The sequence below is a fragment of the Marinobacter fonticola genome (assembly GCF_008122265.1).
GTDB classification, from domain to species: domain Bacteria; phylum Pseudomonadota; class Gammaproteobacteria; order Pseudomonadales; family Oleiphilaceae; genus Marinobacter_A; species Marinobacter_A fonticola.
This window is the reverse complement of the sequence record NZ_CP043042.1, coordinates 2858967-2878145: the sequence shown is the minus strand read 5'-3', so window position 1 is coordinate 2878145 and position 19179 is coordinate 2858967. Positions and strand designations below refer to the sequence as shown.

At 51.4% G+C, this 19179-nt stretch carries 18 protein-coding genes and 1 pseudogene; 5 read left to right on the top strand and 14 right to left on the bottom strand.

The features are described from left to right. Nucleotides 1-54: 54 nt before the first annotated feature. Nucleotides 55-354 (bottom strand): hypothetical protein, encoded by a 300-nt coding sequence (locus FXO11_RS12790; RefSeq protein WP_148863333.1) that lies wholly within the window; start codon nucleotides 352-354, stop codon nucleotides 55-57. 337 nt (nucleotides 355-691) lie between these two features. Between FXO11_RS12790 and FXO11_RS12785 the strand changes: the two genes are divergently transcribed. The 4 genes from FXO11_RS12785 to FXO11_RS12770 all read left to right on the top strand — a co-directional run bounded on the left by FXO11_RS12785 (nucleotide 692) and on the right by FXO11_RS12770 (nucleotide 7819). Further along, the gene (locus tag FXO11_RS12785) at nucleotides 692-1942 is read left to right on the top strand and encodes a DcaP family trimeric outer membrane transporter (RefSeq protein ID WP_148863332.1); all 1251 of its coding nucleotides are present in this window, start codon (nucleotides 692-694) and stop codon (nucleotides 1940-1942) included. A 194-nt stretch (nucleotides 1943-2136) separates the two neighbouring features. Beyond that, the gene (locus FXO11_RS12780) at nucleotides 2137-3354 is read left to right on the top strand and encodes a TolC family protein (protein WP_148863331.1); all 1218 of its coding nucleotides are present in this window, start codon (nucleotides 2137-2139) and stop codon (nucleotides 3352-3354) included. 23 nt (nucleotides 3355-3377) lie between these two features. Further along, nucleotides 3378-4607 (top strand): efflux RND transporter periplasmic adaptor subunit, encoded by a 1230-nt coding sequence (locus FXO11_RS12775; protein ID WP_148863330.1) that lies wholly within the window; start codon nucleotides 3378-3380, stop codon nucleotides 4605-4607. Nucleotides 4608-4621: 14 nt separating this feature from the next. Continuing rightward, on the top strand, nucleotides 4622-7819 hold the full coding sequence (locus FXO11_RS12770) for an efflux RND transporter permease subunit (protein ID WP_148863329.1): 3198 nt from the start codon (nucleotides 4622-4624) through the stop codon (nucleotides 7817-7819). 334 nt (nucleotides 7820-8153) lie between these two features. Here FXO11_RS12770 and FXO11_RS12765 read toward each other — a convergent pair whose 3' ends face one another. Then, complete coding sequence (locus FXO11_RS12765; RefSeq protein WP_148863328.1) at nucleotides 8154-9476, bottom strand: sensor histidine kinase; 1323 nt, start codon at nucleotides 9474-9476, stop codon at nucleotides 8154-8156. Between the two features lie 729 nt (nucleotides 9477-10205). Between FXO11_RS12765 and FXO11_RS12760 the strand changes: the two genes are divergently transcribed. Further along, complete coding sequence (locus tag FXO11_RS12760) at nucleotides 10206-10445, top strand: hypothetical protein (protein ID WP_148863327.1); 240 nt, start codon at nucleotides 10206-10208, stop codon at nucleotides 10443-10445. A 70-nt stretch (nucleotides 10446-10515) separates the two neighbouring features. Here FXO11_RS12760 and FXO11_RS12755 read toward each other — a convergent pair whose 3' ends face one another. The 12 genes and pseudogenes from FXO11_RS12755 to FXO11_RS12700 all read right to left on the bottom strand — a co-directional run bounded on the left by FXO11_RS12755 (nucleotide 10516) and on the right by FXO11_RS12700 (nucleotide 18955). Beyond that, nucleotides 10516-11196, bottom strand: a complete 681-nt coding sequence (locus tag FXO11_RS12755; RefSeq protein WP_148863326.1) for a response regulator — start codon at nucleotides 11194-11196, stop codon at nucleotides 10516-10518. Between the two features lie 259 nt (nucleotides 11197-11455). Next, a complete protein-coding gene (locus tag FXO11_RS12750) occupies nucleotides 11456-12067 on the bottom strand; it encodes an SCO family protein (RefSeq protein ID WP_148863325.1) in 612 nt (203 codons plus the stop codon). Next, nucleotides 12064-12906 (bottom strand): cytochrome c oxidase assembly protein, encoded by an 843-nt coding sequence (locus FXO11_RS12745; RefSeq protein WP_148863324.1) that lies wholly within the window; start codon nucleotides 12904-12906, stop codon nucleotides 12064-12066. Before FXO11_RS12745 ends, FXO11_RS12750 begins: the two co-directional genes overlap by 4 nt. A gap of 21 nt (nucleotides 12907-12927) precedes the next feature. After that, entirely contained in the window at nucleotides 12928-13566 is a 639-nt protein-coding gene (locus tag FXO11_RS12740; protein WP_148863323.1) for a DsbA family protein, read from the bottom strand. A gap of 46 nt (nucleotides 13567-13612) precedes the next feature. Continuing rightward, complete coding sequence (locus tag FXO11_RS12735) at nucleotides 13613-14644, bottom strand: arsenic resistance protein (protein WP_227545896.1); 1032 nt, start codon at nucleotides 14642-14644, stop codon at nucleotides 13613-13615. After that, nucleotides 14610-15509, bottom strand: coding sequence for a cation diffusion facilitator family transporter (locus FXO11_RS12730; RefSeq protein WP_148863322.1), 900 nt, complete (start codon nucleotides 15507-15509; stop codon nucleotides 14610-14612). Before FXO11_RS12730 ends, FXO11_RS12735 begins: the two co-directional genes overlap by 35 nt. 409 nt (nucleotides 15510-15918) lie before the next feature. Next, a pseudogene (locus FXO11_RS12725) lies at nucleotides 15919-16255 on the bottom strand (cation transporter); the annotation flags it as partial. Nucleotides 16256-16291: 36 nt separating this feature from the next. Next, nucleotides 16292-16720 (bottom strand): c-type cytochrome, encoded by a 429-nt coding sequence (locus FXO11_RS12720; RefSeq protein WP_148863321.1) that lies wholly within the window; start codon nucleotides 16718-16720, stop codon nucleotides 16292-16294. Beyond that, nucleotides 16713-17567 (bottom strand): WD40/YVTN/BNR-like repeat-containing protein, encoded by an 855-nt coding sequence (locus FXO11_RS12715; RefSeq protein ID WP_148863320.1) that lies wholly within the window; start codon nucleotides 17565-17567, stop codon nucleotides 16713-16715. Before FXO11_RS12715 ends, FXO11_RS12720 begins: the two co-directional genes overlap by 8 nt. Nucleotides 17568-17577: 10 nt before the next feature. Further along, nucleotides 17578-18090 carry a DUF411 domain-containing protein gene (locus FXO11_RS12710; protein WP_148863319.1) on the bottom strand — a complete coding sequence of 171 codons (513 nt, stop codon included), beginning with the start codon at nucleotides 18088-18090 and terminating at the stop codon, nucleotides 17578-17580. A 95-nt stretch (nucleotides 18091-18185) separates the two neighbouring features. After that, complete coding sequence (locus tag FXO11_RS12705) at nucleotides 18186-18464, bottom strand: hypothetical protein (RefSeq protein ID WP_148863318.1); 279 nt, start codon at nucleotides 18462-18464, stop codon at nucleotides 18186-18188. Nucleotides 18465-18574: 110 nt separating this feature from the next. Continuing rightward, complete coding sequence (locus FXO11_RS12700; RefSeq protein ID WP_227545895.1) at nucleotides 18575-18955, bottom strand: hypothetical protein; 381 nt, start codon at nucleotides 18953-18955, stop codon at nucleotides 18575-18577. Nucleotides 18956-19179: the final 224 nt, after the last annotated feature.

Sequence of the window (19179 nt, the reverse complement as noted above, 5' to 3'; positions counted from 1 at the left end):
GGTCGACTAAGTTTTTTGGTGATCTTGTATCGTTAATAGAAATTGATCGGTAATTTAATGGCTAAATTGGTCCAATGCGAAACGGTCTGTGCTGGATAATTCAATGTCCCCCGATTCAACCAATTCATGATAGAGCTCATCCTTTTTTGAAAGCATAAGCTGCCTTCGCGCTTCCATTCCCACCTCAGAGGCAGCGCTTCTTGTCATGATGCGATGCTGTTTTTTTAGACTCTGTGTACTTTTTTCTGACAGAGTTGTCTTGGTGACACTTTTTGCTTCGGTGCCTTCAGCGTGGATAGTCCCAGCGCCAACAGTCGCCACCATACAGGCAATCAATATATATTTCTTTTTCATAGAGCTCCCTCTATCGAAGATGTTAAGTCTCAAGTAAAGCAAATAAGCTTTAACTCAACTTGAAAAAACCGAATTTATTTGTAAGTACTCGACATTTAATTCGACAATGCGTTGATTTGGTCGTGGTCGCTTTCCGTGTGCAAGAAGTGTTGGCTCTTAATTTTCAACTTCATTTCAAGTTTGTCTGTTATTGATAGCCAACCCCTGTTTTTCTACGAAAGAGCAGCGGGCTGCGTATATCGGCAATGGCGGATAGCCCAAGCATTTCGGTGTGGAGCTAATGGCGCTACCTGTCGATTGGGTGAAACAAAAAAAAAGTGCATGGAGACTGTTTTAGATGCGAACTAAAAACTTTAAATTGGCGGCCAACACAACATTGATGATGGCAGTAGCCGGAATTCTGGCCCCGTCCACTCACGCCCAAACCGAAAATGAACTGCAAGTGCAGATTAACGATTTGCAGCGTCAGTTGGACGACATGGCGCAAAGCAAGGAGTCTGACGGTTGGACGCTACCAGGTACAAATACTTCCGTAACCATCGGTGGTTACGTCAAGCTCGATATGATCTATGACATGGATCAGGACCTTGGGGATGCTCTCGACCCTAGTGTTCTGAATACTGCCAGTGATGAGAGCGACAGCTCATTGAGAGTCCATGCCCGTCAGTCGCGGGTTCGGATTGGTACTAGTACGCCAACTGATCTTGGTGAAGCGAAAACAGTTGTCGAGGCGGACTTTTTCGGGAGTGGTGGAAACGAACTATTCTCGAATTCACGAGGGCTCCGTCTCCGTCATGCCTATGGTGAATTAAACGGCTGGTTGGCCGGGCAGACATGGAGCAACTTCATGCACTTCACCGCTTACCCAACTACAGTGGACTTCAATGGTCCGGTCGGCGTGAGTTTTGTCCGTCAGGCACAGATCCGCTACACCGCGGGCGTAGGAGATGGGCAATTTTCGGTGTCTGCCGAAAATCCCGAAACCAGCGGCTTTGAGGGGTCAAGAGACACGGTGCCCGACCTAACCGCTCGCTATAAGTGGTCTGGCAATGGTGGAGGATTGGAAGTCGCGGGCTTGGCTCGCTCGCTCAAGACAGATGATTCCAGCGCGACCGGTGACGACTCAGCTTTTGGTTATGGCGTTATGGCAGCCGCGCGACTGGACGTTACAGACGCCACCTCTTTGATGGCGGGTGCTATTTTTGGTGACGGCGTCGGTCGTTATATATACAGCTCATTTAGTAATAATGAGAGTGACGCTGGTCGAAGTGGTATCGGTGAAGCATATATTGATGCTAATGGCGATCTCGAAACTATTGAGGCTTACGGCTTTAACGTATCTGTCAGTCAGCAGTGGACGCCGAAACTCGCCTCCAGTCTCACGTACGGACGCCTGGAGGGTGATCAGGAAGAGAATCTTTTCCCTAACTCCTTCCAGACACTGGAGAGTGCCTATTTCAGTAACTTCTACCAAGTTGCTGACCCGGTTACTCTTGGGTTAGAACTGTCATACGCCAATAAAGAGCTAGCGAACGGTGAGTCGGCCGACAATACCCGTTTGCAATTGGCTGCGCAGTTCAGCTTCTGATCCTTAGTTACTTTCTTTTGGCGGGTTCTGGTTTGGGGCCCGCCGCTTTCAATCCCGCCCAGTTAAAGTTTCTAATTAAGCCAGTTCTCCTGCCTCATATTCAAACTCATTTCAGGCACGCCAGCTAAGCTTCGCCCGGTTTTCAGCAGGGCTTTGACGCGATTTATCTGACCTCTATCGTTGGGAGTTTGGCGATGAATATTTATAGACACTCAGTCCGAGTGTTGCTGTGTATGGCGTTACTAGCGGTCCCGTTACTTGGCTATACCGAAACACGGATCTGGGCAAATTGGTTATCCACTCAAGTGAGTAAACATCCGGATGTACAGGCGGCTCGAGAGCAATCGGCGGCTACGCAGGCAGACGCTGAAGCCAGCGAACAGCCGTTGTATAACCCTGAGTTGTCAGTGGGAGCCGACCGGACAGGAAGTGAAGAAAATTTCGATGTAGGGCTTTCACAAACGATCGATTGGTCGGATCAAAGGGGGGCATTAGAGGAGAAAGCTTCCGCGATGCGGATTTCTGCCCAAGCCGACTTGAGCGAAACGATATTGGAGCAAGTATCTGAATCGTTGGGTGCACTTGTTCAGTGGCGAGCCAGCAAACTCGTTGCTGAAATAGCTGAGACACAGCAGAAACGATTAGATGCATTGCTGAAGCTTGTCGAACAGCGTCAGCAGGCAGGAGATCTCGGGCGTGTCGATGCAGAGCTACTGTTTTTGAGCCTCTCGCAGCAACTGAGTGAAGTCGCTCAGGCGAAAGCTACGGTTGATCAAGCCGAAGTCCGCGTCAAGGAACTGTTGCCTGATTGGGTTTCAGGGAGTGAAGGCATTCCCGAACATGTCTGGCCGAAACTCGAAACTCGTGCTGACGATGCTGATTTACTGTTGCACCCCTCAATAGCGGCTGCCCGTGCCAAATGGCAGGTGTTGAAGAGTGAAGCTGAGGTTGCCAGTCGAAGGGCAACGGCTTCACCCACCGTCGGACTCAATGGAGGACGTGATGGGGGAGAAAATGTGGTAGGGCTTACATTTTCGATCCCTCTCAATATTCGCAATAACTACAGCGCGGAAACCAGAGCGGCCAACCGGCGCGCTTTGGAGGCTGAGGCTCGGTTTAAGGCACTTTTTCGGAAGCAGCAATATGAATTGGCGGGAGCTCGCGCTGCTTGGAAAAGATACGACGAGCAGCTCAGCCGATGGAATGAGTTATCCCAGGGGCGCGTGAAACGAAGTGCTGATTTGCTTGAGCAGCAGTGGCGGGTCGGGGACATTTCTACCTCCGAATACCTTCAGGCGCTCGGCCAGCGAGCCGAGAGCCTGAAAACAGGTATCGAGCTGGAAAGACAAGCACAGCTTAGTTTCATCGCACTCCTGCGCCAGTCCGGCGAACTGACTTTCTTATTCCAATAACGCTCTGAAACTGGATTTTTATTATGAATAAGTCTCTGTTTTATTTACTGACATTGTCGCTGTATTTGTCCACACCGTCAGTTGCGTTAGCTGAGCAAGGTACTCCTGAGAAGGAAGGTTACAAGCATTCGGCTGACCGTGACCACGCTCCGGAAAGCGCTAGTCATGACAGTGAGCACCAAGAAGACCAAGAGGAAGACGATCATGGTCACGAAGAGGAGGGAGGTGACCGGCATGAAGAAAGCGCTGCTGCGAAGATCGACCTGAAGCAGAAAAAACTTGCAAACATTCGGGTAGGCAAACTTGAGCGTCAGCGGATCGAGTACGAAGTCTATGCACCCGGCGAGTTGCTGACTAACGGGTACACCAGTTATCACGTATCACCTCGGGTTGCTTCAGTGGTTCTGCGCCGGCACGTGGCGTTGGGTGAACACGTCACCGAAGGTCAGCCGTTAGTGACTCTGTTCAGTGAGAAGGTAGCACAGGCTCAGGCTGATTACAGGAAGGCCTATCCGGAGTGGGAGAGAATTAGCGGGCTGGGTCGTTCCGTGGTCGGGGACGAGAGGTTCAATACAGCAAAAGCAAATGTTGAAGCCGCAAGAGCCACACTGCTCGCTTACGGATTGAGTGAAGATGATATTGATAAGTTGAAGGATAGTCGCTTGGGTAGTCTCGGAGAATACTCCCTGAGGGCTCGGGTGGATGGCGCAGTGCTCACTGATGATTTTGAACAGGGACAACGCGTCGAGGCTGGTCAACCGCTGGTTACCCTGGCGGATGAAAGTGAACTTTGGGTAGAAGCTCACTTACCCGCCAGTTCCGATGTCGTGCTTGAACAGGGGTTGGAAGCGGAAATCAGGGCCGCAGACCATCTGGCGATTGCGACGGTATCTCAGGAAGCCCATACCATTGATCCGGTCACCCGCACACGAACCGTCAGGCTGGAGTTGCCAAACCCGAATGATCGTTTCCATCCGGGGATGTTTGCCGAAGTGTATTTTCGATTCCAGACCCAGGAGCAAGTGCTTGCGGTGCCGGAGAGCGCGTTGATGCGGGGAGCGGACGGCGACTGGACAGTCTTTGTGGAAAAGGCTGAGGGCGAGTACACACCTGTGGAAGTAGAGTTGGGGCGCTCAATTGGAGGACTCCGCGAGATCTCAGGCATCGACGGGGGCAAGCGTGTTGTTTTGCAGGGTGCATTTTTCGTCGCATCACAAATTGCCAAAGGTGGCTTTGATCCACATAACCACTGATCGCCGGAGCCCTTATGTTTAACCGAGTTGTCGATTGGGCGGTTAAAAACCGCCTGTTGGTTCTTATCGCGCTTACCGTGCTGGTGGCTACGGCAGCGTTTCAGATCCCAAAACTGAACCTGGATGCCTTTCCCGACGTTACCAATGTCCAGGTTGCTGTAAATACCGAAGCTCCGGGTCTTGCGGCTGAAGAAGTGGAGCAGCTTATTACCTATCCCATTGAAGCGGTCATGTATGCGTTGCCGGATGTTGAAGAAGTACGCTCCATTTCTAAGACTGGTTTGTCTGGCGTTACCGTGGTGTTCGAAGAAGGAACGGACATCTACTTTGCGCGGCAATTAGTGTTTGAACGCTTGCAGGCGGCTAAAGAGCTGATTCCAGAGGGCGTCGGCGTGCCTGAGATGGGCCCCAATACCTCGGGCCTTGGCCAAGTTTACCAATACCTGCTGATGGCAGATCCCGATTCGGGTTACGACGCGATGGAGCTGCGTAGTCTGCACGACTGGTTGGTCAAATTACTGTTGATACCTGCTGAAGGTGTCACCGATATCCTATCGTTTGGGGGAGAAGTCCGTCAGTACCAGGTGAATCTGAATCCGGCACGACTGCTATCCTACGATCTATCTCAGAGCGACATCATGCAAGCCCTGGAAAACAACAATTCCAATGTTGGGGGCTGGTACATGGGCCGCGGGCAAGAACAGCTAGTTATTCGTGGCATGGGTTGGCTGGACAACGGTGAGCAGGGCCTGGAGCAGATTCGTCAGATACCCGTCAAGACCATTAATGGCATCACGGTGACAGTAGACGAGGTGGCCACTGTAGAGCTTGGTCGTGAAATACGTCAAGGTGCCGTGACCATGACCCGTAAGGCCGAGAATGGCGAGGTAGAGCCTCTGGGCGAAGTGATTTCAGGCATTGTACTCAAACGAATGGGGGCTAACACCAAAGCCACTATCGATGGGATCGAAGCCCGTATTGACCGCATAAATCAAGCCTTGCCTGAGGGGGTTCGCTTTGAGCCCTACTACAACCAAGCGGATTTGGTCACGAAGGCGGTAGAAACGGTGGCTAATGCGCTGCTGCTAGCTTTCGTGTTTATCGTCGTGGTGCTTGCTCTGTTTCTGATGAACCTACGGGCAACATTGTTGGTGCTGCTTTCGATACCTATTTCTATCGGTATAGCCTTGATGATTATGGCTTGGTTTGGCCTTTCGGCCAACCTGATGTCGCTGGGCGGCATCGCGGTCGCGATTGGTATGCTGGTAGATGGCTCTGTTGTCATGGTTGAAAATATGTTCAAACATCTGACACATCCGGATGCCGAACATGATGCCCACCGAGAAGAATTGGTAGGTAACGACCCCGATCCGTTGGACGCATCTCGAGACAACCATGGTATTGCGCTTCGTCTGCAGGAAGCTGGGCGGGAAGTAGCTCGACCGATCTTTTTCGCTACCGCGATCATCCTCGTGGTCTTCATGCCCCTTTTCAGCTTTGAAGGTGTGGAAGCCAAGTTGTTCCAACCAATGGCGATAAGCATCATGCTTGCCATTGTTTCCGCAGTTATCGTCGCGTTAGTGATCGTACCCGCCTTGGCTTCCTTTGCATTCAGAAAAGGAATTCGGGAGCGGGAAAGCTTTGTGGTTAAACCTCTTGAAAAGCTTTACCGAAAGGGGCTTGGTTGGTCGTTGAAACACACCCGAATGGTTGTTGGGACAGCAGCAGCACTTGTGGTGCTTGCGGCACTGGTTGTACCTAGACTTGGCACCGAGTTTGTTCCCGAGTTGGAGGAGGGGACTGTCAATCTTCGGGTGACGCTGGCGCCGTCGGCCAGTCTTGAGACTGCCCTTGAGGTTGCCCCTAAACTAGAATCTCTGTTAATGGAATTTCCGGAAGTGACCTATGCGCTATCTCGAATCGGCCGGGCGGAAATCGGCGGCGATCCAGAGCCTGTGAACAATATCGAGATCTACATTGGTCTTAAGCCCACCTCGGAGTGGACTAGTGCAAAGGACCGCTACGAATTGCAGTCGCTATTTAAAGAAAAGCTGGAACAACACCCAGGACTGCTATTCAACTTTTCGCAGCCAATCGCAACCCGCGTTGACGAACTATTGTCGGGGGTTCGTGCTCAGCTCGCCATCAAGCTCTTTGGCCCGGATCTCGATATTCTTGCTGAAAAAGGGCAGCAGATTGAATCCGCAGTTAAAAACGTGCAGGGAACCCGAGATGTAGCGATGGAGCAGATTGCTGGTGAGGCCCAGCTGGTCGTTCAACCGGATCGTCGCGCACTTTCTCGATATGGTCTCGCAGTGGCGGATGTGATGAGCGTTGTACGGGATGGCCTCGGTGGCGCCGCTGCGGGTCAGATTATCAATGGAAATGAGCGGTACGATATCTACGTACGACTGGCCAAACGTTTTAGAGAAGACCGGGAGACCATCGCTGATTTGCGACTACAGGCTCCCTCTGGAGCCTGGGTGCGGCTTGGAGATGTCGCCCATGTATCTATTCAATCCGGTCCGCCTCAGGTGCGGCGTGATGATGTACAGCGTCGTGTCGTCATTCAGTCTAACGTCCAGGGTCGCGATATGGGCAGTGTCGTTGCCGATATTCAGGAGGTCATCGCTTCTGACGTAGATCTACCCCCGGGTTATTCCGTTGATATTGGTGGCCAATTTGAGAATCAGCAACGGGCCCAAAAACGTTTGACAATCGTAGTGCCTGTATCGCTGGGACTGATCGCATTGTTACTGTATTTTGCTTTCAGTTCAGTGGGGCAGGCTCTGTTGATTCTGGTCAACGTACCACTCGCTATTATCGGCGGAGTCTTTTCATTGTGGATTTCTGGCCAGTATCTTTCGGTGCCCAGTTCGGTCGGGTTCATCACGCTATTCGGTGTGGCGGTGCTCAACGGCGTGGTTATGGTCGAAAGTATTAACCAGCGAATAAAAGACGGGGTGGTTGTGAACAACGCAGTGTTCGAGGGAGCGGTCTCCCGCCTGAGGCCGGTCTTGATGACGGCGATTACATCAGCGCTCGGCTTAATACCCATGCTACTGTCGACGGGGGTTGGGGCGGAAATTCAGAAACCGCTTGCCAGCGTGATCGTCGGTGGGCTCGTGACCGCAACATTTCTGACACTGTTTGTTCTACCCGTGTTATTTATCCGCTTTTCGAAAGGTAAGCTGGCTGATATGCAGCGGTAATTTGGGAGGATAAGTTCATAGCCTGCCATCGCTATGGACATGGTCTTTTACAACATGGGGCTCCGTATCGGGAGCCCCTTTTTCTTGCTGAATTTTGCCTTTACAAACCTCGAACAGATTGATGGCTGGTATACCACTAGTACGAATTCTCAAACCTCTAGTCTCTGATTGGGAAAGTATGAGCTGAGCGTCCTCGCTATCCTAAGAGCCTTCCCGCAAAACTGAAGCGGTTATTGGAACAAGGTCTTGGAGCTCTATTTGCGTCCAGCGCCAGCGCCCAATACACCATTGAAAGTAGATTGAAACAGGAAATGATTTACTCACAGATCACTCCTTACTCGGTCATAGGGAGCGTGACCACAATTCTAGCTCCACCGGTTGTTGATGTGCCGATTTCCATCTGTCCGAAGTTATCCTCGATGATCTCGGCCACAATGGCCAGCCCGAGTCCAAATCCAGTTATGGTTTCATCAAGTCGGGAGCCCCTGTCGAGCACTTTAGATGCTTCATTTTGGGCAATCCCTGGGCCGTCATCTGATATATCTATTATGAGCGCAGAGCCAGCCTGAGCTATCAATATGTCGACTTGTTTGTGGCACCATTTTCCTGAGTTTTCGAGTACGTTGCCCAACATTTCTGAAAGGTCTTGCCTCTCCATAGGCCAACTAAAATCTTTAGGCAAAAGGGTATGCATATTAAACATTTTATCGGGAAAGATTTTTTGCATAACATTAATAACATTATCTGCGATTTCAACGGGTAAACATGCTTGCCCCATCTGCTTACCGGCTATATCAGCCTTGCTCATTCGATAGTTCAGAGCTTGGCTCAATTCCCTCAAGTTAGAGACCATAAATGCCTCATCCTCTAGCGAAAGTGGAGATGAATCGCCAGCCGTTAGAACGGCAAGATTGGCTGAGATTGAGGTTTTTACCATATGTGAGAGGTCCGAGTTGAGACGGCGATGACGGTCGAGACGACGACTTGCCAGCTCAATTGCGTTGTTAAATTGTTTGATGAGCGATTTGAACTCCTCGGGCACGTCAGAGTTTAGATGGCTTTTTTTGCCAGATTGGAGTCTTCTCAGATCTTCTCTTATCTCCCCTACGGGTTTTAGTGCACGATATGTGGCTGCTCCGACTAACGTTAGTAGGACAAGTAGTAAGATGGCGGAAGCAGCTAGCAAAGTCAGGTGAGCTCCTAGCGAGCGTTCCGTTAGTGCCTCTTCCAACTCCAGGATGGTAATTGAAACCAGCTCATTTCCTTGTTCAGTGACTCGTTTTAGTCCGAGAAGATTCTCCCTATCTTGAGATATGTATATAAAGCCTGAGGGCTTTTCAAGAACGCTGGTCAGCTTGGCCTTGTCTAAGTTGCCACTAGCTATAATGTCCCCGTTTTTCATTTCTATGATAACTGCGTGCTCCAGCAGCAACTGAAATCGATCAATCATGCCTCTGAGCTCATCGTCTTCTGGTGACTCATTTTGGATGATGGATTGAAAGCTTTCCAACTCCTTGCTTAGACGATGCTTTCTGGTTTCATCTGATAACTGCCATATAACATACTCGTGCGATAGAAAAATAAGGAAAAAATATAGGAAGCCGAAGATAGCTCCGTACTGGATTAGTGTTCTTCGAATGCTTTTATTCGGTGTCATATTGGCGTTTTGTATCGATGGAAAGGACCGGCCCTTGCCGAGAGCTAGAAATCTACACGTATCGTAAGCATAAAGGAAAAAGAAGGGTAATTTTCCATTTGTTAGCGCGAGTTCAAGGGGGGCCTTAAGCCAACCTCTCACGGGGTGATGCTCCCCGGCTCCATATTCGGGCGTTCATTAGTGTAGTGTCGTAGCTTTCGATTTGCACAATCTTGGGCGGCTTAGGTGCTGTCGAGGAGATACTGAACCAGCCATTCGTCACGAGCGGTTCGGTTGTGGCGTTCGATGTAGGCGTTTTATTGCCGAGTTACCCGAGTGGAAACGTGCTAGCTTGATGCCATGGTCCGGGGCCTGGCTGCTATTTTTGCGGAGGTATCGGGACCGTTTTTTACTAGCGAATCGAGCTTCGTTTTCTGAGCCGGTTGTAAATGGTCGCCCCAGCCCATGCCATGATTGCGACAACGCGCCGGAACCCTAGGTATGCTTGGGGATCTATACTATCTGGCTGTCGGAAATGCGTGATTTTTGTATGCCCTTCTCCATTTTTCTCATTGTCGGCCTGAAAGCTCTAATTACGCATGCGCGGATTCCAGAGAAATTGCCACTACCTAGAATATTATTTTTAAACTGTATGAAATTTCAAATGTATTTAAGGTTTTGATGTTCTACTGATCATGCACTGAAGGTATTGGATCAGTGATCTATGTACAGTATTCATCGGAGCTTCGCATGAAAAAAACATTAATTTTACTAACAGTTGTCTTTCTGGGTAGTGGTGTTTCAGTGGCCTTTGCCGGTGAAAATGGCGGTCAGGCGGATCGTTACAATGAAGCTAGGAGCTACCCTAACAAAAGCATTGATGAGCGCACCTCTAAAGAAATAATTGATGACCGTGAAGCTGTAGAAAACTTAGAAAAGGAACACCAAATTCTCAAAAAATTAATTTCAGATCTCATGGAAAAGTTTTAACACTTAGACGACTCAATGAGCTTTGGAGTATGGCGTGTCGAGCCATGGACGGCTTCGCTCGCGTGGCTCGCTATAATTTTCGGACATTAGGCTTTTTTGCAAAAAAATAGCCTTGGCCTCTTAATGTTTTTATTTTTTCCTTTCCTAATATCTTCCTTAGTCTGGCTATATAAACCTGAACGACATTTCTGGTGGGGCATCTTTCAATATTGTACAGCGCCTCTACAAGCTCGTCTTGCGAAAAAACCCGGTCTGGTGACCTAAGAAAACATTGTAGAAGACGATATTCTGTCGCCGTTAACCTAAACTCTTCATGCTCGGGAGTTGTTAAGGTTCGATATGTTGAGTTTAGAGAGTAATCATCTACGCTGATCTTGTCAGTTGTTCTTCCATCCCTTCGTCTTACAATGGCGTTGAGTCTAGCCTTTAGTTCATCGAATTCAAATGGCTTTGGAAGATAATCGTCTGCTCCGGCATTCAAGCCCTCAACTCGCTCAGTCCAGTTTGAGCGAGCCGTCAATATAAGAATGGCTTCGTCTCTTCCGCTTTTTCTCCACTTCTGCATTAAAGATAACCCATTTTCATCCGGCAACCCGATGTCAAGAATGATTGACTGGTAATTGCCTGTCTCTACTAAAAAATTTGCTTCTGAGCCATTATGAGCTATATCTACGGTGTAATTTTCTTTTACTAACCAGCTAGCAAGTTTGTCTGCCAGTATTACGTTGTCCTCGATAATTAGTAGCTTCATTTGTAGGGCGATCTCATAATTTTGGAGGAGCTAAACACATCAGTATTCATGTCTGGTGAACAAAGACGTCGGAGTTAAAGGTCCACAAGCGCTGGAATTTCAACAAACGAAGCTGAATGTAGTTTGAATAAAGCATTAACTCGAAGATAGGTTTTGAGCTCTGTGGCTTGGCACTCTAAAACTAGCTGTATGGCCGGACGCTATCGGCTATGTAATGAAAGATTGAGGTCAAGCTGCCGTAGTAATTTCCAAAATGATCTCAAGAACTCTCTTGAACGAGGTTGATAAGGTCATCCTGAATTTCTTTAGCGCTCAAATCCGGTCTGATTAATAGGCGAGCGTTACCTCTGCGATCAAATACATACACTGCGCTACTGTGGGACACGGGATAATTGCCGTCTGTGTCTGGGTCACCGTAACCGAAGGTGGTCCTGTAACGTTTGGCCAGCTCACGAAGTTGCAGCTCTTCTCCTGTTAAACCTACGATATCGGTACCGAAATGATTAACATACTTGGCGAGGCGCTCAGGTGTATCCCGCTTGGGATCCACGCTTGCGAACAAAATGAGGACTTTTTCCTGTAGCTCTGGTGGCAGACCACTGGTGGCCTGATTCAGTTTCTGAAGCGCCGTTGGGCAGACGTCCGGGCAAGATGTGAACCCAAAAAACAGGAGCCTCACATGACCGCTGTAGTCCTCAGCCGAGACTGCAGTGCCTTCGCTACTGATCAAATTGAACTTCAGTTCGGGCATCAAGCCGCTGATATCTTTTCCATTCCAGCTTTTATCGTTATCAAAGCAACCAGTGAGAAGTATTATCATCAACGAGGCAGCCGAGAGAGCTGCGCAGCCTCGGCGAAAGCGGGTAATCATGATGTCATCTTCTCCAATTGTTTGGGATGAGTCTTGTATTTCCCATCCTCGTGCATGGCGCGCCTCAAAATAAGAAGAATACCGAGGATGCTCATCATTGCAGGAGGAATATAGGTCAGCATGCCACCGAGGAGTTGATCGGTTTCCGGGGCCAAGGGCCAAGCGCGACCACAGACCTCATAAACGTCGTAGACCATGTCTCTCGAAAATACGATCCATGCCCCCAGGAACATCTGGAGTAGGCCTGCCGCAGCCAGAACCAGCATGCGTTTTCCATATCCCAGCGATGAGGTGATGGCCGGTGGCCTCGGGTCAAAGATCAGCCACCAGAACAGCAGGCCGTCCAGCAACATGCTCCAGTTCATGACCCAATACAGGTTCCGGCTGAGCATGGCGTCGAAATGGATCGATGGCCAGAGCCAGAAATAAATGAGTCCGACAAACAGGAACAGGGCGATAAAGGGCTGTTGCAGAACTTTATAGACCCAACCGAGGGGGCGTAACGCATGTTTCCAACGTAGGCTGATTTTAGCGAACCAGAACCGCATGACCGGCAAGGGGTTGGACAGGGCGATCAGAATCGGCCCAATGTGATGAAGAATCAGGTGCTGGCCCCGATGGACGAAGAACATGTATTGCGCGTAGTAATCGAAGCGGGTCTGCATCACCGCGTAACAGATTATTACCCCCAGTGTGAAGGCGAAGATCCGCAATGCGCCCGGCCGCTCCTGATCCGGCATCCGAAGCAGTCCGATGCCATAGAACCCCATCACGAGCATGTAGCTCAGCACGGTCAGCGGCGAGAAATCGTAGGGTAAAAGGTAGTCAAGCAGTGACATGGCGTTGCCGGAGTTAGTTTTTTACTGCGATGACTCTACCTTGGAACTCACCAGGTCGTACAGTTCCTGAGGGCCCAGGCGGCTCAACTGTTCTCCGTTGACGTAGAATGTCGGCGTACCGGAAATTCCGACCGCTTTAACGTCCGCAGCATCCTGCTGGATAATGTCGTCGATTTCAGACGAGTTCATACTGGCACGGGCGGCCTCAACATCGAGCCCCGCTGACTTTGCTGCATCCCATGCTGCCGTGACATCGGGATCGTCATGCCACTGGGGCTGGGCTTCCATAACAGCATCAAGCACCGGCTCATAGATCGCCTGTTCGCGAGCCGTCTCCAGGATTCTGACGGCTTCTTCCGAGCCTTTGTGAAATAGCACGTAGCGCAATACCAGGCGCACTTTGTCAGGGTAGGCCGCCATAATCTGTTTTACGTAGGGGTACATGGCGCGACACGCCTCGCAGGATGGATCGAAGAACTCGACAATGGTTACGGGCGCGTCCTCGGGACCAATAACGGGTGAGTAATCCCTTACCAGGGGCGTTTTTTCAACGACGGCGGGTTCGTTTGTGCCCTCAGAACGATCGTATAAAACAAAAGCGGCTGCGAAGATAGCCAGACAGAGCAGAACGAGACTTACGACCAGGGTTCGGGTTCGCACGTGAGATCTCCATATTTTTAGTTTGATTAAATTGGTGTCAGTCTTTTCAGGTGTTCGGTAGCAGCCGATCGGGCACCCACCTCAGATAAAACATCATTCCAAACAGTTCCACCAGGGACTGCACGACAATCACCACGACGGCCGCAGCCCAGGCCTCTGGCATTGACAGTGCCAAAGGTAAAACCACAAAGGAGTTGCGCGTGCCAAGACTGAAGACAACAGTTCGTCCAGTTTCGGGTGACAACCGAAAGATCTGGCGCAGACCCTTCCCAACCAGAGCTGCCGCTAGCAGATAGGTCGGGAAAAGAATCATCAAGATCCAGACAATACCACCGGTACTGGCAATCTGGCTGGCTTGTGTCATCGAGACTATGAAAAGTATGACTGTTAGCAAAGGGACTGGCATCAGGCCCGTCAAGCGAATGAACCGACTGGCTTTTCTGGAATCTTCAGCCCATTTATGGGTCAGAAATGCCAGGATAAGCGGGACAATAATCAGCCCAACAAAGGCGGGTAGGAGGTGTCGCCCAAACTCAAGATTCACCCCAAACTGGCTGCCCAGGAAGAGCCACAGGTAGAGTGGCAGAAGAGCCAATTGTGCGACCAGAAGAACCGGCGTTGCCGCAACCGCTCGGGTGCTGTCTCCCTTGCCAAGATGGGTGAAGGTGACGAACCAATCGGTACAGGGCATGAGTAACACCAGAAGCAGACCCAACTTCAGCGCGTCGTTATCCGGTAACGCCAATACCAGCAAGGCGGTGATAGCCGGCATTACCACGAAATTGCCGGTGAGCAAGGCGCCCATGAACTGGCGGTCTCGGAATACCTCGGACAGGTGAGTCAATGGTGTTTGGGTAAACGTGGTGTAGAGCAGAATCCCAAGTAGTGTCCAGATCATGTAGTCAGGCCCCACCTCACCGGGGGAAGTCTTCCAACCTACGAAAAGGCCGAGGACGACAGCGATGAGGTAGGCCCAGACTTGATGGCGTTCAATTATGTCTCGCATGGGGGGGCAGACGCTCGTGATTCGGCAAATAGGGCGTTCAACAATGGCTAGTGTTCGGGCATTGATCGTCACCGCGCTCCCATTGAATGGTCGTATGCTGGATGCCAAAGTGCTCGTTGAGCATGTCAGCGGCCTCACTGATGACCCGATCATCACTCTCTGGATCCGGCTTTACCAGATGAACGGTCAGCGCATTTTCGGTGGTACTCAGTGCCCATATGTGAAGGTGATGGGCCGATTGAACGCCAGGTAGATTCTCAAGGCGTTCATGGACAGCCGAAAGATCAATGCCCTTGGGAACGGCATCGACGGCCAGTTTTACGGAATCTTTCAGTAGCTGCCAGGTGCCCATAAAGATCACAGCGGCAATAACGAGACTCACGATCGGGTCAATCCAGGTCAGGTTGGTAAACATCAGTACCGTACCGGAGATCACAACGCCCACTGATACCGCTGTATCTGCGGCCATATGCAAAAAGGCGCCACGGATATTGATGTCCCCTTTCTGCCCTTTGAGAAAGAGCATCATGGTGGCGCCGTTGATCAGCACGCCGATACCGGCGACCACGACTACGGTCATGCCAGCAACATCGGCGGGATCTGTCAGGCGTTGGATGGCTTCCCATGTGATGCCACCGACAGCGGCGATCAGAATCAGCGCATTAAATAGCGCCGCCAGAATGGTGGTTTTCTTCAGGCCATAGGTCTTGGCGTGCGTCGCGGCTTTGCTGGCGAGCCAACTGGCCACCCAGGCCAGAATCAGACCCATCACATCGCTCAGATTGTGGCCAGCGTCGGCCAGCAGCGCCAGAGAGCCGGAGACAACCCCATACACAGCTTCGATGACGACAAACAGCGTATTGAGAATCACCGCAATCGCAAAGGAACGGTTGTGAGTGTCGAAATGGTGGCTGTGATCATGACTATGGTCGTGCATATCTGCCTCTATCAACGAAGATTTCTATACAGTTATGAACCCTGTAGTCACTACAGGGTCAAATGTTTGCCATTAGTTGTTCCCATACTCGGGAACAAGCCTCGTGTACGCGTGCTTCGTTCAATACACGTGCCAGGTGCCCTGGCGTCAGGCAGCCCGAAGCTCCGCATGAAAGAATCGCTTCAATTCACTGTGTATCGATCCCTACTCCCTTCCGCAGTCGACCGTTTGTGAGGGCGAGTCTTCCGCTTGTTTGTAAGGGGTAATTTCAATCGATTGGCCGTAAGCCATGGAGTGCAGGACAGGCCACTTTATGATCGGGTGGTCCGCCAGCGTGATCAACGCCGAAAGGCTTAAAAAAGGCCTGTGTTGCGCATGCGCACTTTGTACGTTCTCCAAAGGCGTCGAATTATCCTTTTAATGCGAGGATTCGCTTGGCACCGGTGAGTACAATGCCTCCCACAATGCCGCCAATAACTAAGTCTGGTTAGTTGGAGTCGGTCCAGGCAACGAAAAGCCCCGCAAGGATAACCCCCCAGATTGATGACCACATCATTGGCCGAAAAGATCCAACTGGCTTTCATGTGGGCGCCGCCTTCGCGGAGTTTGGCGATCAGGAGCAGACAGCCAATGTTGGCGACAAGGGCGATAGATGCGACGGCCATCATCTTCAGCGACTGCGGATCACTGCCAAGCAGAAAGCGCCTGCCAACTTCGATCAAAACCCCAGCGGCAAGGATAAGAGATCCCAAAATGGTGGATGTCCGAGCGGCCAGGCGAGGCTACTGACTTTCTATTTGCTGGTACTCCCGTTGTTCCTCTGTCCAGAGGGTCTTGAGGTAGTCTATGACGGCATGTATTTCCTGATTTGTAAGGCTGTCCCCAAATGCAGGCATCGTGAGCCGTTCAGTTTTATTGAACGGATGTCGCCATCCTTCTGAGATCATTTTGAACAGCATGGTATCGCTGTGACGCCAAGTGTGGCCGGTTTCATCGTGAGGTGGCGGGGGCATTTCGCCCCGCTCATCCGGTTTTTTCCAGTTGGCCGCGCCTTCACCCTGCCTTCCGTGGCAGGCGGCGCAATACTGCTCATAAATTTGCCGGCCCCCGGCGACTTCTGTCGGTGCGTTGTCGGCACTTCCTGGTCCACCTGAGGCCCCGGCAAGTAAAGGCGTAGCGACCAGGGCCAGAGAGTAGATCCATTTACCCATGGACAGGCTTCCATTTGCCAGCGGCGCCACGAGCAAACAGGTTCCCGTTTTCGGTTCCCACGACAAGGCCTTGTGACGGTGAGAAAGCAAGGGCTGTTACGACATGGGGGACCTTGAGGTTTGTCCAGGTCTCGCCGCCGTCCGCGCTGTGATGAAGTTGGCCCTCGATGATGGCATACACGTTTTCAGGAGCAGCAGGATCATAGCTGATGGCGGACACCGTGCCGCGCAAATCGCCGGCATCGCCCCAGAAGCAAAAACAGTCCATGGATCGGGCGACGCCGCGGGTAGTTCCCGCGAACAGCCAGCCGCTTTCCATGCTGCCCGGCATGTTCGAATGCAGGAATGACTGCACGGGTTCTTGCGGCCCATTGTCCACTTTCACCCACTCTGCGCCGCCGTTCCTGGTCCGGAACATGCCATCCTTCCCGAGATACGCATAGAGGGTTTCGGATTGGGTGGAGTGAGCGGCCATAGCTGTAACCCCGAGATCGGGCAAGGTATCGTCGAGGGGTTGCCAGCCCTCATTGACGCCAGAGTAACGCCACACGCCCACGCCCGGACCGGCGAGGTAGACACTACCGTTCGCTCCCTTAGCCAAGGAGGTGGGCCGAGCCACCGGTTCGGTTGCCGGTAACGGGATCTCGGTGGAAGCTCCGTCTTGTATGGAAAACAGGCTACCCTCCTTCAATACCAGGAGAGCGCCTGACGAGTTGGTCGTCAGGGCCTTCACTGGTTGGGAGTCGTCTGCAGGGTGGGCGTGAACCAGCGCTGGCAAAACGATTGCCAGCGTGAGTGCGCAAACATGCAACGCAGCCCTGCTCAGAGAATGAATAATCGCTCTCATGGCGCCGACCTCAGTAATCGGTATATTCGCGGAACACACTTTGCTGACCGTTGGCCCTGAAGGCGATAACCTTATAATCCTCCTTCTTGCCGGTTTCCATACCGGGGCTACCCTGGACCATGCCGGGCACTGAAAGCCCTACGGTATTGAACTGCGGATCTTCCAGATAAGCTACAATGTCGTCGGCCGGCACATGTCCTTCGATCACCAAATCTCCAATCAGCGCGGTGTGGCAAGAGGCCATTTCACGCGGTACGTCATACTGTTGCTTGATCTCGTTTAGGTTGTTGGTTTCTACAACGGTGGTCTCAAAGCCATTGGCATCGAGGTGTTCGGCCCAGGACTGGCAGCAGCCGCAATTGGGGTTCTTGTAGATCGTAATCGCCGGGCCTGACGTGCCAGCCGTGGCCATAGAGGTCGATGACTCGGTGGGTTCTTTAGCCTGGATCGCCAGCGTGGTGGCGCCAGCGGCGAGAACAATGGCAGCCACACCCGTGTAAAGAGCAAGTTTTTGGGTTTTCATGGTAATCCTTGATTGTTCAATAATGGGCAGTACAAGGCCCGGGCGCGCGTGGGCGCCCAGGCAAATGAATGTTAGTTCGGGGGTTACCCAAGGCCTCAATTGGCTTGGGTGTCTTTATCCTTCTTTCCCGCGTCCATGTTATCGCTGCCATGGCTCTGCATCATTTTCATGCAGGCATCGGTCATGGCTTTACGATCTTCCGGCGACATGTCAGACATCATGTTCATCATCCCCATCATGCCGTCCATGCCCTGCATGTCTTTCGAGGACATCATGCCTTTTCCTTCGCCCTCGTGGGCGAATGCAGAGAAGGTGCCGATGGTGCCGGCCAGAAGAGCTGCGGTAACTGCTAGCTTAATTTTTGAATTGCGCATTTGATTCACTCCATCTAAAGACCCGTGAGGAATAAATGAAAACACGGGACTTAGGTTTCAAGAAATAACGTTAATCTGTTGCCAGAAACGGCACAAATCTGGGTTAAGTCTCAGGAGTTAGGTTGGGGAGGGGGTGTGGCTGAGGCCAGGAAAGGATCCTGGTAGATCGTCGGACGGGCGATCCATACCGGTTGGGAGCCGGTATCAACAAAACCTGCCGAGCCTGCCGGCAAGAAGGCGAAGCTGACTCCGCATTTGCTCGCTCCGCCAGCACTTGGGCACGCCATGTCGGAAGCGACGCCGCAATCAAAGTTTTCGTCATCGGATGAAGCGTCCGCGCTTTCAGCCTGATTCATCATCATGGCACCACAATCGGCCACTGAGGAATCAGCCTGGCCGCCCGTCACTTTGGAGACGGCCAACGCCGGTCCACTTATCACCAGAAGTAGTGACAGCAGCACGGAGATGATTTGGCGGGTCGTTGCAGTCATCCGATTTCCAAGCTTCAAGCTGTAAAGATTCAGAACTGTGACACACAGCCCGTCTTTTAGTTCTCCAAATCCTAGCAGTTTTTTATTTCAGTGACACGACCACTTCGGTATCTGAAGGGCAAGGCAACTTTACTTTGCTGTTTCCAAAAAAAACGCTTGACCTTAAACCTTGCTCTAACGTTATGTTTTTCGAAACGACTAACTGCAAGAGCATTTGCCAACCC

What these genes read in the sequence shown, in the direction of transcription:
- FXO11_RS12785 (WP_148863332.1), top strand. Translation starts at nt 692, where the DNA reads ATGCGAACTAAAAACTTTAAATTGGCGGCCAACACAACATTGATGATG.
- FXO11_RS12750 (WP_148863325.1), bottom strand. Translation starts at nt 12,067, where the DNA reads ATGATTACCCGCTTTCGCCGAGGCTGCGCAGCTCTCTCGGCTGCCTCG.
- FXO11_RS12710 (WP_148863319.1), bottom strand. Translation starts at nt 18,090, where the DNA reads ATGAAAACCCAAAAACTTGCTCTTTACACGGGTGTGGCTGCCATTGTT.
- FXO11_RS12715 (WP_148863320.1), bottom strand. Translation starts at nt 17,567, where the DNA reads ATGAGAGCGATTATTCATTCTCTGAGCAGGGCTGCGTTGCATGTTTGC.
- FXO11_RS12720 (WP_148863321.1), bottom strand. Translation starts at nt 16,720, where the DNA reads ATGGGTAAATGGATCTACTCTCTGGCCCTGGTCGCTACGCCTTTACTT.
- FXO11_RS12755 (WP_148863326.1), bottom strand. Translation starts at nt 11,196, where the DNA reads ATGAAGCTACTAATTATCGAGGACAACGTAATACTGGCAGACAAACTT.
- FXO11_RS12705 (WP_148863318.1), bottom strand. Translation starts at nt 18,464, where the DNA reads ATGCGCAATTCAAAAATTAAGCTAGCAGTTACCGCAGCTCTTCTGGCC.
- FXO11_RS12730 (WP_148863322.1), bottom strand. Translation starts at nt 15,509, where the DNA reads ATGCACGACCATAGTCATGATCACAGCCACCATTTCGACACTCACAAC.
- FXO11_RS12765 (WP_148863328.1), bottom strand. Translation starts at nt 9,476, where the DNA reads ATGACACCGAATAAAAGCATTCGAAGAACACTAATCCAGTACGGAGCT.
- FXO11_RS12760 (WP_148863327.1), top strand. Translation starts at nt 10,206, where the DNA reads ATGAAAAAAACATTAATTTTACTAACAGTTGTCTTTCTGGGTAGTGGT.
- FXO11_RS12790 (WP_148863333.1), bottom strand. Translation starts at nt 354, where the DNA reads ATGAAAAAGAAATATATATTGATTGCCTGTATGGTGGCGACTGTTGGC.
- FXO11_RS12745 (WP_148863324.1), bottom strand. Translation starts at nt 12,906, where the DNA reads ATGTCACTGCTTGACTACCTTTTACCCTACGATTTCTCGCCGCTGACC.
- FXO11_RS12700 (WP_227545895.1), bottom strand. Translation starts at nt 18,955, where the DNA reads ATGACTGCAACGACCCGCCAAATCATCTCCGTGCTGCTGTCACTACTT.
- FXO11_RS12780 (WP_148863331.1), top strand. Translation starts at nt 2,137, where the DNA reads ATGAATATTTATAGACACTCAGTCCGAGTGTTGCTGTGTATGGCGTTA.
- FXO11_RS12770 (WP_148863329.1), top strand. Translation starts at nt 4,622, where the DNA reads ATGTTTAACCGAGTTGTCGATTGGGCGGTTAAAAACCGCCTGTTGGTT.
- FXO11_RS12775 (WP_148863330.1), top strand. Translation starts at nt 3,378, where the DNA reads ATGAATAAGTCTCTGTTTTATTTACTGACATTGTCGCTGTATTTGTCC.